Source organism: Marinobacter sp. SS8-8 (assembly GCF_030540945.1).
Lineage (GTDB): Bacteria > Pseudomonadota > Gammaproteobacteria > Pseudomonadales > Oleiphilaceae > Marinobacter.
Genome location: NZ_JASSVN010000006.1, coordinates 79,114 through 91,847, shown reverse-complemented (window position 1 = coordinate 91,847; position 12,734 = coordinate 79,114). Strand labels below are relative to the sequence as shown.

At 55.9% G+C, this 12,734-nt stretch carries 9 protein-coding genes; 2 read left to right on the top strand and 7 right to left on the bottom strand.

Annotation, left to right across the window (positions count from 1 at the left end; genetic code table 11):
- Positions 1–27: 27 nt before the first annotated feature.
- From QPL96_RS08275 to sdhC, 4 genes are read right to left on the bottom strand one after another with little or no spacing between them, the layout of a single operon-like run.
- The gene (locus tag QPL96_RS08275; protein WP_303286919.1) at positions 28–732 is read right to left on the bottom strand and encodes a succinate dehydrogenase iron-sulfur subunit; all 705 of its coding nucleotides are present in this window, start codon (positions 730–732) and stop codon (positions 28–30) included.
- A 14-nt stretch (positions 733–746) separates the two neighbouring features.
- Positions 747–2,519 carry a succinate dehydrogenase flavoprotein subunit gene (gene sdhA / locus QPL96_RS08270; RefSeq protein ID WP_303286918.1) on the bottom strand — a complete coding sequence of 591 codons (1,773 nt, stop codon included), beginning with the start codon at positions 2,517–2,519 and terminating at the stop codon, positions 747–749.
- Between the two features lie 3 nt (positions 2,520–2,522).
- Positions 2,523–2,867 (bottom strand): succinate dehydrogenase, hydrophobic membrane anchor protein, encoded by a 345-nt coding sequence (gene sdhD / locus QPL96_RS08265; protein WP_303286917.1) that lies wholly within the window; start codon positions 2,865–2,867, stop codon positions 2,523–2,525.
- The gene (sdhC, locus tag QPL96_RS08260; protein ID WP_303286915.1) at positions 2,861–3,235 is read right to left on the bottom strand and encodes a succinate dehydrogenase, cytochrome b556 subunit; all 375 of its coding nucleotides are present in this window, start codon (positions 3,233–3,235) and stop codon (positions 2,861–2,863) included. Before sdhC ends, sdhD begins: the two co-directional genes overlap by 7 nt.
- A gap of 477 nt (positions 3,236–3,712) precedes the next feature.
- Here sdhC and gltA point away from each other — a divergent pair, with 477 nt between their 5' ends.
- Both gltA and QPL96_RS08250 read left to right on the top strand, forming a co-directional pair.
- A complete protein-coding gene (gene gltA / locus QPL96_RS08255; protein ID WP_303286913.1) occupies positions 3,713–4,987 on the top strand; it encodes a citrate synthase in 1,275 nt (424 codons plus the stop codon).
- A gap of 116 nt (positions 4,988–5,103) precedes the next feature.
- Entirely contained in the window at positions 5,104–5,976 is an 873-nt protein-coding gene (locus QPL96_RS08250) for an NAD(P)-dependent oxidoreductase (RefSeq protein ID WP_303286911.1), read from the top strand.
- An 86-nt stretch (positions 5,977–6,062) separates the two neighbouring features.
- Here QPL96_RS08250 and topA read toward each other — a convergent pair whose 3' ends face one another.
- From topA to fadB, 3 genes are all read right to left on the bottom strand, one after another.
- Complete coding sequence (topA, locus tag QPL96_RS08245; RefSeq protein WP_303286910.1) at positions 6,063–8,705, bottom strand: type I DNA topoisomerase; 2,643 nt, start codon at positions 8,703–8,705, stop codon at positions 6,063–6,065.
- A gap of 248 nt (positions 8,706–8,953) precedes the next feature.
- Positions 8,954–10,129 (bottom strand): acetyl-CoA C-acyltransferase FadA, encoded by a 1,176-nt coding sequence (gene fadA / locus QPL96_RS08240; protein ID WP_303286909.1) that lies wholly within the window; start codon positions 10,127–10,129, stop codon positions 8,954–8,956.
- A gap of 33 nt (positions 10,130–10,162) precedes the next feature.
- Positions 10,163–12,310, bottom strand: coding sequence for a fatty acid oxidation complex subunit alpha FadB (gene fadB, locus QPL96_RS08235; RefSeq protein WP_303286908.1), 2,148 nt, complete (start codon positions 12,308–12,310; stop codon positions 10,163–10,165).
- Positions 12,311–12,734 lie beyond the last annotated feature (424 nt).

Here is a 12,734-nt window from a genome sequence, read left to right as displayed (position 1 = left end):
TATAGCGTCTGCCTGAACTCCCGCCGCTTAAGTGGCCCGTTGCAGCAGAAGATTCCGAATGTGGCCGATAGCCCTTGTGGGGTTCAGGCCTTTCGGGCAGACACTGACACAGTTCATGATGCCCCGGCAGCGGAAAACACTGAACGGGTCATCCAGATTGGCAAGCCGCTCGGCCTGGGCCGTGTCGCGGCTGTCCGCCAGGAAGCGATACGCCTGGATCAGGCCAGCAGGACCAATGAACCTGTCAGGATTCCACCAGAACGACGGGCAGGCAGTGGAGCAGCAGGCACAGAGAATACACTCGTACAGGCCGTCCAGCTTTTCCCGGTCTTCCGGAGATTGCAGGCGCTCAATGGCGGGCGCCGGCTTGTCGTTCACCAGGTACGGCATGACCTTTTCGTACTGCTTGTAGAAGATGCCCATGTCAACCACCAGGTCGCGGATAACAGGCAGGCCCGGCAGCGGCCGCAGCACCAGCTTGTTGTTCTTCACAACCCGGGAAACGGGCGTAATGCAGGCCAGGCCATTCCTGCCGTTCATGTTCATGCCATCCGAACCACAAACACCCTCACGGCAGGAGCGGCGGTAGGCCATCGAGGGATCGCGCTCCTTGATGAGATTCAGAACATCAAGGACCATCAGATCCTTGCCTTCCGGAATCTCGACATCTACGTCCTGCATGTAAGGCGCATTGTCGGTTTCCGGGTTATAACGATAAAGGCTTACTAACATTTTCGGCGTCCCCTTTAGTAAGTCCGGATCTTTGGCTCAAACTTATCCACCGTCTTCGGTGCAAAGTTCACATCACGCTTTCCTACGCGCTTGTCCAGCGGGAAGTACATGGAGTGCTTCAACCAGTTCTCATCGTCACGTTCGGTGAAGTCATTCCGGGCATGGGCACCCCGGCTTTCCTTACGCTCAATGGCGGAAATGGCGGTAGCCAGAGCCACTTCGTACAGGTTGTCCAACTCCAGCGCTTCAATACGGGCCGTGTTAAAGGCATTGCTGGTATCCGCCAGCTTTGTGTTACCAACACGCTCACCGATGGCCTCCAGCTTTTTCAAACCCTCTTCCATGCTCTTACCGTCACGGAACACACCAAAATACAGCTGCATGCAGTTCTGGAGATCCTTGCGCACCGAGGCCACACTTTCACCTTCAGACGCATTGTCAAGACGCTCAAGGCGCGCCATGGCGCGTTTGATATCCTCCTCGCTGGCGTCGTCCACCTCGAATCCGCCACGCAACTGCTCTTCGATGTGCAGACCAGCTGCGCGACCGAACACAACCAGATCCAGAAGGGAGTTACCGCCCAAACGGTTGGCACCGTGCACCGACACACAGGCCGCCTCGCCGCAGGCAAACAGCCCCGGGATTGCCTTGTCATTACCATTTTTGTCCTGGGTCAACGCCTGGCCACCAACGTTGGTCGGGATACCACCCATCATGTAGTGACAGGTCGGAACCACCGGAATCGGCTCTTTCACCGGATCCACATGGGCAAAGGTACGGGACAGCTCACAGATGCCTGGCAGACGCAGATTCAGGGTTTCCTCACCCAGATGGTCCAGCTTCAGCAGAACGTGGTCCTTCTCGGGGCCACAACCGCGACCTTCCAGAATCTCGATAACCATCGCCCGGGCCACAACATCGCGACCCGCCAGGTCTTTGGCGTTCGGAGCATAACGCTCCATGAAGCGCTCACCCTCAGCATTGATGAGGTAGCCTCCCTCACCCCGGCAACCTTCCGTCACCAAAGTACCGGCACCGTAGATACCGGTCGGATGGAACTGCCACATCTCCATATCCTGCATCGGGAATCCGGCGCGCAGCGCCATACCGACACCATCACCGGTATTGATGAGGGCATTGGTTGTCGATGCGTAAATGCGGCCTGCACCGCCGGTGGCGAGCACCGTTGCCTTGGACTTGATGTAGGCTACTTCGCCGGTTTCGACCTCGATGGCAACAACACCAACAACCTCGTCCTTGCTGTTTTTGACCAGGTCTACCGCGTACCACTCATTAAGGAAGGTAGTCCCGCCTTTGATGTTAGCCTGGTAGAGAGTGTGCAGAAGCGCATGACCGGTACGGTCAGCCGCGGCGCAGGTACGGGCTGCCTGAGTCGGGTTGTCCGGCCCCTTGGACTGGCCACCAAACGGACGCTGATAGATACGACCCTGCTCGGTACGGGAGAACGGCAGCCCCATGTGCTCCAGTTCAAAGACGGCCTGAGGGCCGACCGAGCACATATATTCGACGGCGTCCTGGTCGGCGATGTAGTCCGAACCTTTCACCGTGTCATACATGTGCCAGCGCCAGTCATCGTTGGGGTCAGCACTTGCGATTGCGCAGGTAATCCCGCCCTGGGCAGACACCGTGTGCGAGCGAGTCGGGAATACCTTGGTAATGCACGCGGTGTTGACACCAGACTCGGTCAACTGCAGCGCAGCGCGCATTCCGGAACCGCCACCACCGATGACGATCGCGTCGTAGGATATGGTCTTGATATTAGCCATCAATTAAAGCCCCCAAAGAATGTGAATGCCCCAGACCACATACACAAACATGGTCAGACCACACGCTGCCTGCACGAGGAACCTCGGGCCCATGGCCTTGATATAGTCAGTGGTTACCGTCCAGAGCCCCACCCACGCGTGCGCGCCAACCGACAGCAGCGCCAGCAGGGTGAAGATGCGGAACCAGAGCTGTTCAAACAAGCCCGACCAGGTGTCGTAGTCGACGTCGGAGGTCAGCACAAAGCCGAGCAGAAAAATTGTATACAAAGCAATAACATAGGCGGTTACCCGCTGGATCAGCCAGTCGTAAACACCACTGCGACCCAGGTTCGTGACGCTGCTTACCATACCCAGACTCCTGCCAGAACGATGAGAATAACGGAAACCACAATCGTGATCTTCGAGGCGAGGCGGCCGCTCTCGAGCTCTTCACCAATGCCCATATCCATGAGCAGGTGCTTGATACCTGCAACCAGGTGGTACAGCAGAGCAGACAAGATGCCCCAGGTGATCAGCCTGGCTAGGAAGCTGTCCAGCAGTTCACTTACTCGGCTGAAGCCCTCCTCCCCGGACAGGGAAAGCTGGAGTCCGTAAAGCATGAACGCAACACCAACAAAAATGATGATGCCGGTGATGCGGTGCAATATGGACGTAATGGCTGGCAGCGGGAAATGGAACTTGCTGAGATCGAGATTTACTGGTCGTTTGCTATTCACAGCGCTCTCACACTCTCTCTTGGATCCGCGGGACCGGAAAGCCGGGTGCGGATGGTTGGTATGTAAGGATCGGATGTTCGATACGGTACCGACAACCGAATGGTTCAGGAGGGCGGACACCAACAGGTAGCTTGCTACGCACAAGCGCCCATGACGATGAATCCCCGATTCCGGGCTAAGGATTATAAGGAGGCGCCCGTATAATTACAAACGCGCAACCCATGCGAAATTCCAGCGAAAACCTTAACAGAGCAGGCTATTAGGCGTATTGACAAATGCTTTTTTTTTGCATCAGACCGAATTATTCGTGATATCCCTGATTTACAACAAGGACCCAATCGCGCGGTCTCTCCACTCTTTCATTGACAAAAAAAGGCAACACCCTATATTTTGCCGCCAGTTTTGCGATAATACGCGACTTCTCGCGCAACTATAAAGGCAGCCCGCGCTGCCAAAGCTGATAAACAGGAGAGCACTATGATCGACAGGAAAGCCACGCTTTCGGTGGGAGACAAGTCCATTGAGCTACCGGTTTATTCCGGCACCGTGGGCCCTGACGTTATTGACGTACGAGGCCTGGTCCAGCACGGCATTTTCACTTATGACCCGGGGTTTGTTTCCACAGCCTCCTGCGAGTCGGCAATCACCTACATTGATGGTGAAAACGGCGTACTCCTGCACCGGGGTTATCCGATCGAGCAGCTCGCAGAGCACTCGGATTACCTGGAAGTCTGTTACCTGCTGCTTAAAGGTGAGCTACCCACCGCTGAGGAGAACAGGCAGTTCCACGAAACCATCAAAAATCACACGATGCTCCACGACCAGATGCGTAATTTCTTCCACGGCTTCCGCCGGGATGCGCATCCGATGGCTATCATGTGCGGTGTGGTCGGAGCGCTTTCAGCGTTTTATCACGACCAGATGGACGTTACCGACGAGCATCAACGGGAAATTACTGCGCATCGACTGATCGCCAAGATGCCGACCATTGCAGCCTGGTGCTACAAGTACAGCATTGGCCAGCCGTTTGTGTATCCAAGGAATGACCTTTCCTACGCCGAGAACTTCCTGCAGATGATGTTTGGCGTTCCCTGCGAGACCTACGAGCCAAACCCGATTCTGGCGAGAGCCATGGACAGGATTTTTATTCTGCATGCTGACCACGAACAGAATGCATCCACGTCTACCGTTCGGCTGGCAGGCTCATCCGGTGCCAACCCTTACGCTTGCATTGCATCTGGCATTGCAGCGCTCTGGGGCCCGGCTCACGGCGGTGCCAACGAAGCTGTTCTCGACATGCTTGCGGAAATCGGTGACGAGTCCAACATTGAAAAGTTCATCGCCAAGGCCAAGGACAAAGACGACCCGTTCCGCCTGATGGGCTTTGGCCACCGGGTGTACAAGAACTTCGATCCACGCGCCAAGGTCATGGCTGAGACAGCGCACGAAGTGCTGAGTGAGTTAGGCCTTGAAAACGATCCACTGCTGAAAATAGCGCAGCGCCTCGAGCAGATTGCCCTTGAAGACGAATACTTCGTAGAGCGCAAACTCTATCCGAACGTAGATTTCTATTCCGGCATTATCCTCAAAGCCATGGGCATTCCGACATCCATGTTTACGGTTATTTTCGCCATGTCGCGGACCATCGGCTGGTTCTCGCACTGGAACGAGATGGTCAGCGGCGACTACCGCATCGGTCGTCCGCGCCAACTGTATATCGGCTCAGACAAGCGGGACTACCCGAAAACATAAATCCGGCGCGCCGGATTCGCCATGCAAAGGCCGCTGATTCAGCGGCCTTTTTTATTCACGGCCTGCCCTGTTCTTCTATGATAAGTTAGCTCAACAAAAACACAGGAGGAAAAGCAATGTCTACAGCAGCGTTTATCGGCCTGGGGGTCATGGGGTATCCGATGGCCGGTCACCTGGCCAAAGCCGGGCTCGCCGTCAGGGTCTGGAACCGGACATCGGCCAAATCAGCGCAATGGGCCAGGGATTACTCCGGAACCTGCTGCGCCACCATTGCTGAAGCCGTTAAGGGTGCAACCATCGTTCTGACCTGCGTTGGCGCCGACAAGGACCTGAAGGCGGTCTACGAGGGCGAAGAAGGCATTCTTGCCAAGGCCTCCGAAGGCACAGTCCTGGTCGACCACACCACGGCCTCTGCCGGCATAGCCGAATACCTCGCCGAGGCCGCCCGCCGCAACGGGATGGGTTTTGTCGATGCCCCGGTTTCCGGTGGCCAGCAGGGTGCTGAAAACGGCAAACTGACCATCATGTGCGGAGGCTCCGAAGCAGACTACGCCAAAGCCCAGCCCGTTATGGAGCACTACGCCCGCGCGCTCAATCTGATGGGCCCTGCCGGTAGTGGCCAGAAAACCAAAATGGCGAACCAGATTGCCATTGCCGGCCTGGTACAGGGCCTGTCAGAGGCACTGCATTTTGCCGAACAGGCGGAACTGGATGTCGCAAAAGTGGTGAATGTCATCTCCAAAGGCGCCGCGCAATCCTGGCAGATGGAAAACCGCTCCGACACCATGATTGCCGGCGAGTTTGAACACGGATTCGCGGTGGACTGGATGCGGAAGGATCTGGCGATCTGCCTGGAGGAGGCACGCAAGGTGAACGCTTCGCTGCCGGTGACAGCGTTGGTGGATCAGTTCTATGCGGATGTGCAGTCCATGGGCGGGAAGCGCTGGGATACTTCGTCGCTCATTCAGAGGTTGAGGAAGTTCCGGTAAAGGCTGAAAACGGGGTCAGATGAAAATGGGGTCAGATGAAAGGTTTCATCTGACCCCATTTTCATCTGACCCCATGTTCGACCGAACTACTTTTTCTTGTCCTGCGGCTGCCATTTCCCGTTTACATACCACGCAGACCAGCCCGTCGCTTTTCCGTCCTTTTCGGACATAATGTACTGCTCCCTGGTCTTGCGGCTGTAGCGGATCACCGTGGGATTGCCTTCCGGATCACGCTCGGGCGCGTCCATCAGGTAGTCGTATTTCGGATCGATTTTCTTGCGGTGCGGCTTGATCTCCGTCACCAGCGGCGGCCGGGTTTCCCGGTTCTTCGGGAATTTGCTGGCCGCGAGGAACAAACCTGAGGCACCATCCCGGAGTACATAGGTGTCGTCCACCTTCTGGCACTGCAACTCCGGCATCGGCACCGGATCCATCTTGGGTGGTGCCGGTTCTCCGCTTTTCAGTAACTTACGAGTATTCTTGCACTCGGTGTTGGTGCAGCCAAAATACTTGCCGAACCGGCCTGTTTTAAGCTGCATCTCGGAACCGCACTTGTCGCACTCGAGTGTCGGACCATCGTAACCCTTGATGCGGAAGGTGCCCTTTTCCACTTCGTAGCCTGAACAATCCGGGTTGTTACCACACACGTGCAATTTGCGGGTTTCGTCAATGAGGTAGCTGTCCATGGCGGTGCCGCATTTCGGACAACGCCGTTTCTTGCGAAGCAGGCGGGTTTCACCTTCACCCTCGACATCATCATCCGCACTGACCACCTCGTCACCTGAAACCAGGTTAATGGTGGTTTTGCAACGCTCTTTCGGGGGCAGTGAATACCCGGAACAGCCCAGAAACACGCCCGTACTGGCCACCCGGATCTGCATGTTGCGACCGCAGTTGGGGCATGGAATATCGGTTTCTGTCGGCGTGTTGGCACGCATGCCGCCATCTTCCGCACTTTCGGCCGTTTCCAGCTGTTGCCGGAAACGGCCATAAAAATCATTCAGCACCTTTTTCCACTGAACCTCACCTTCGGCAATCTCATCCAGCTCGTCTTCCATTTTCGCGGTGAAGTCGAAATCCATCAGGTTCGGGAACGACTCCGACAGTCGCTCGGTAACGATTTCGCCCATCTTTTCGGCGTAGAACCGGCGGTTCTGCAACCGCACATAGCCACGATCCTGGATGGTGGAAATAATGGAGGCATAAGTCGAAGGACGGCCAATGCCCTGCTTTTCAAGCTCTTTAACCAGGCTGGCTTCCGTGTACCTGGGTGCAGGCTTGGTAAAGTGCTGGCTCGGATCCAGCTTTTTCAGATCCAGAATTTCGTCCACCTGAATATCCGGCAACGAAACGTCCTCGTCTTTTTTGGCGGCCTGGGGGGCCGCCTTGAGAAAACCGTCAAACTTGATGATCCGGCCACGGGTACGCAGTTCGTAGTCACCATTAGCCACCACAATGGACGTACTCAGGAACTCGGCATCCGACATCTGGCAGGCAATAAACTGTCGCCAGATCAGCTCGTAAAGCTTCTCTGCGTCCTTCTCAAGGCCGCTGATATCAGCCGGGCGACGGCTGACTTCGGTTGGGCGAATCGCCTCGTGGGCCTCCTGGGCACCCTCCTTGCTACCGTAGACCCGTGGCTTCTCTGGCAGGTACTTATCCCCGAACTGCTTTTGAATGAAATCCCGGCAGCCGCTGACCGCGTCCTGACTCAGGTTGGTGGAGTCGGTACGCATGTAGGTGATGAAGCCCGCTTCGTACAGGCGCTGTGCCAGCATCATGGTTTTCTTGACACTGAACCCCATCCTGTTGCTCGCCGCCTGCTGCAGCGTAGAGGTGATAAAGGGCGCTGATGGCCGGGACCGGGTTGGCTTGTCCTCACGCTTGGCAACCTTGAAGTCACCTGCCTTCAGGCGATTAACGTGCTCAGCGCTTAGTTGCTCGTTAACGGGCCGGTAGGGTTTGTCATTATGACGGGTTACCTCAAACCGGACCGGCTGGCCAGCTCTTTCGGACGCGAGGTCGGCGTGGAGTTGCCAGAATTCCTCCGGTACGAATTTTCGGATCTCACGCTCCCGCTCGGCAATCAGCCGCACAGCAACCGACTGAACCCGACCCGCCGACAGGCCCCGGGCAATCTTGGCCCACAACAGCGGAGATACCATGTAGCCCACGACACGGTCCAGGAACCGCCTTGCCTGCTGGGCATTGACACGGTTTGTGTCGAGATTGCCGGGGGCCTTGAACGCTTCCTGAATGGCGCGCTTGGTGATCTCGTTGAACACCACGCGCCGGTATTTTTCCGGCTCGCCGCCAATCGTTTCCTGCAAGTGCCAGGCAATGGCCTCCCCTTCACGGTCCAAATCCGTTGCGAGGTAGATATGGTCGGCAGACTTCGCCAGGCGTTTGAGTTCGCTAACCACCTTTTCCTTGCCAGGCAGGATCTCGTAACGGGCACTCCAGTCGTGATCCGGATCCACACCCATCCGTGCCACCAGTTGCTCCCGGGCCTTGCGCTTCTTGTGCGCGGCCTTCTCGTCCGGGCTCATCTTCCGGGTAGCCGCGGCCTGTCTGGCCCGCTCCTTGGGATCGGACTGCGATCCACTTCCGCTAACGGGGAGATCACGAATATGCCCGACGCTCGACTTGACGATGAAGTCGGAGCCCAGGTATTTGTTGATGGTTTTCGCTTTCGCTGGCGACTCGACAATAACGAGACTTTTACCCATATCGGAGATCTGTATCCTTGGCGATAATCGGTTAAAAAATCAGCAAACCGTAAACTCGCTGTAAAATCAGTCGGCTAGAAAACACTCAATAGCCGCCACATTGGTATAGCTGCAATGTTTTACAGGGTCAGGAAAAGCAAGACAACCCATTCTTCTGTTTAGGGCCGGCTTTTTTGCACGGCCAAAGACAGGAAAGCCCGGCATTTGCCGGGCCTCCTGAGAGCTTGCTTCCAATTCAGCTTACCGAATCAGAGCCGCTCCCACACAGTTGCAATGCCCTGACCCAGGCCGATACACATGGTGGAAACACCAAGCTTACCGCCTTTGGCCTGCATGACGTTCAGCAGGGTTGTGGAGATACGTGCACCCGAGCAGCCCAGCGGATGGCCCAGGGCAATCGCACCACCGTTCAGGTTTACTTTCTCTTCCATAACACCCAGCAGCTTCAGGTCTTTCAGAACCGGCAGGGACTGGCCAGCAAAGGCTTCGTTCAATTCCCAGAAGTCGATATCCTCAACCTTCAGGCCTGCACGCTTGAGCGCCTTCTTGGTGGCCGGAACCGGGCCGTAGCCCATGATTGCGGGATCACAACCGGCAACGGCCATGCCGCGGATTCTGGCAATCGGCTTCAGGCCCAGGGCCTCGGCACGCTCAGCCGACATGAGAACCATGGCAGCAGCGCCGTCAGTCAACTGCGAGGATGTGCCGGCAGTGACGGTACCGTTCTTAGGATCAAAAGCCGGCTTCAACTGGCCAAGCGACTCGACGGTTGTTTCCGGGCGAATGGTCTCGTCTTCTTCGATCAGCTTCACAAACCCATTTTCGTCGTGGCCCTGAATGGGCACGATTTCGTTCTTGAAGCGGCCTTCAACCGTCGCTTCATGGGCCAGGCGGTGAGACCGGGCACCGAACTCATCCTGCTGCTCACGGGTGATGCCGTGCATCTTGGCCAACATCTCCGCAGTCAGGCCCATCATATTGGACGCCTTGGCAGAATACTTGGATGCAGCCGGGTTGTGGTCGAAGCCTTCGGTCATGGGTACGTGCCCCATGTGCTCGACACCACCAACAACGAACACATCACCGTTGCCGGTCATGATGGCCTGGGCAGCGGTATGGATCGCGCTCATGGCAGAGCCACACAGACGATTCACAGTCTGGGCCGCAGACTCATGGGGAATACGGGTCAGCAGGGAAATCTGGCGCGCCACGTTGAAGCCCTGTTCCCTGGTCTGGTTTACACAGCCCCAGATCACATCTTCAACTTCTTTCGGGTCAAGCTTAGGGTTGCGCTCAAACAGCGCTTCAATCAGAGCGGCGGACAGGGTTTCTGCACGCACGTTCCGGAAACAGCCGTTTTTGGCACGACCCATCGGAGTCCGCACGCAATCGACGACGACAACGTCTCTCGGATTAAGGCTCATAGATCTTTCTCCGTTCGGAAATCTCGTTCAGGGTTAGCCAAAAAACTTTTTGCCAGTCTTGGCCATTTCACGCAGCTTCTCGGTCGGATGGTAAAGAGGACCGAGGTCTGCATACTTGTCTGCCAGCTCGACGAAGGTGTCCACACCCATGTCGTCGATATAGCGCAGGGCACCACCACGGAACGGCGGGAAGCCAATGCCGAAGATCAGACCCATATCCGCGTCTGCCGGATCCTCGACGATGCCGTCTTCCAGGCAGCGTACGGTTTCCAGGCAAAGCGGAATCATCATCCGGGCAATGATGTCTTCCTCATCAAAGTCCTTCTTACCCTGAACTACAGGCTCAATCAGCGTGTAGGTTTCTTCATCCACAACCTTCTTGGGCTTACCTTTCTTATCGGTTTCGTATTTGTAGAAACCCTTGTCGTTCTTCTGACCGTAGCGGTTGTTCTCGAACATCACATCAATGGCGGACTTGTTCTCGTCCTTCATGCGATCCGGAAAACCTTCGGCCATCACTTCGTTGGCGTGCTTGGCCGTATCCATACCAACGACGTCCAGCAGGTATGCCGGGCCCATGGGCCAGCCAAACTTCTCCATCACCTTGTCGATTTTCTGGAAATCCGCACCGTCGCGGACCAGGCCGGCAAAGCCACCAAAGTATGGGAACAGTACGCGGTTAACCAGGAAGCCCGGACAGTCGTTGACGACGATCGGCGTCTTGCCCATGGCTTTGGCGTAGGCAACGGTGGTCGCGATGGCACGATCACTGGTCTTCTCACCACGGATAACCTCAACCAGTGGCATCATGTGCACCGGGTTGAAGAAGTGCATGCCGCAGAAGTTTTCCGGACGCTTCAGGTTTTTGGCCAGAAGGTTGATGGAAATGGTGGATGTATTGGAGGTCAGGATCGCGTCCTCACGAACCGCATCCTCGGTCTCGCGCAACACCGCGTCTTTAACCTTCGGGTTCTCAACAACAGCCTCAACAACCAGGTCTACGTTCTTGAAATCACCATAATTCAGGGTCGGCGTAATGCTGTTGAGGACGTCTGCCATCGTGCTGACGTCCATCTTGCCCCTGGATACACGCTTGGCCAGCAGCTTCTTGGCCTCTTCCAGTCCGAGCCTGATGCCGTCCTGGTTAATATCTTTCATGAGAATGGGCGTGCCTTTCAGGGCAGACTGGAATGCGACACCACCCCCCATGATACCGGCGCCCAACACAGCTGCCAGATTGACGTCACTGGCTTCCTTCTCCCACGCCCTGGCTTTCTTCTTGAGCTCCTGATCGTTCAGGAACAAGCCAACCAGGCAAGCCGCTACATTGGTTTTGGCCATCTTGGCGAAGCCCTTGGCTTCCACTTCGATCGCCTTGTCGCGGGTCATGCCGGCATGTTTCTGCATCACCTTGATGGCTTCAACAGGCGCCGGGTAGTTCCTGCCAGCCTTACCGGCAACAAACGCCTTGGAGATCTCGAATGCCATCATGCTTTCCATGGCATTGAGTTTGATCTTGCCCTTCTTCTCTTCACGACGGGCTTCGTTGTCCAGCTTACCTTCGTTGCACTGGTTAATGATGGCAACGGCGGCTTCAACCAATTTGCCGGACTCAACCACGGCGTCAACGGCACCTACCTTCAGTGCCACGTCCGCGCGGTTCTCAGTACCGCCACTGATCCACTCCACCGCGTTGTCGACACCCACCAGGCGGGACAGGCGCACAGTACCGCCGAAGCCCGGGAAGATGCCCAGCTTCACTTCCGGAAGGCCAACCCTGGCCTTCTTGTCCATAACCCGGTAGTCGGTCGCGAGGCACATCTCGAAACCGCCACCCAGAGCTATGCCATTAATGGCAGTAACGGTGGGGAACGGCAGGTCTTCAACGGCGTTGAAGACTTCGTTGGCCTTGAGGTTGTTGGCAACCAGATCCTCTTCCGAACCGGCAAACAGCTCGGTGAATTCGGTAATGTCGGCACCAACAATGAAGCTGTCCTTGGAGCTGGTAACCACCAGACCCTTCAGGTTCTTTTTCGCCTTCAATGCGTCAGTCGCGGCGCGGAGCTCTTCAATGGTGAGGCGGTTGAACTTGTTTACTGACTCGCCCTGCAAGTCGAAGTTCAACTGAGCGATCCCGCCTTCGATCTCTTTAACCGTGATGGCTTTACCTTCGTAAATCATCAACTGATCTCCAGTCTGTGTTTGGAACTGCTTTCAGCCAAGTGGCACCGCCGCCTGGCTGTTTGTGCAGCGAGATTTCGGTCACTGCCCGGTCATTTGATTCAAAAAATTCATACAGTCGTTTGAATCATGAGGGCACACGATGAAAAAAAACGGCGCGTTTGTCAATTTGTTTCTTTCGCACCGGCTGAAAAAGTCCCGAAAATCCGGGGCAGCCGAAGGAAATTGGAATGGAACTGTTATCTTTCAGTTGACTGTGAGCCACTTCTAAGAAAAAACCGGAACTTCATCACGCAAATTTCAAAGTTGTTTACATTTACCGACACTGAGGCCACCAAAACTGCTTGATTGGCCGGCGCAGTTACTTTACCTTCGATCTACGACTTTGGTCCACAATAATAAAATCGCATGTACGGAGACCCAT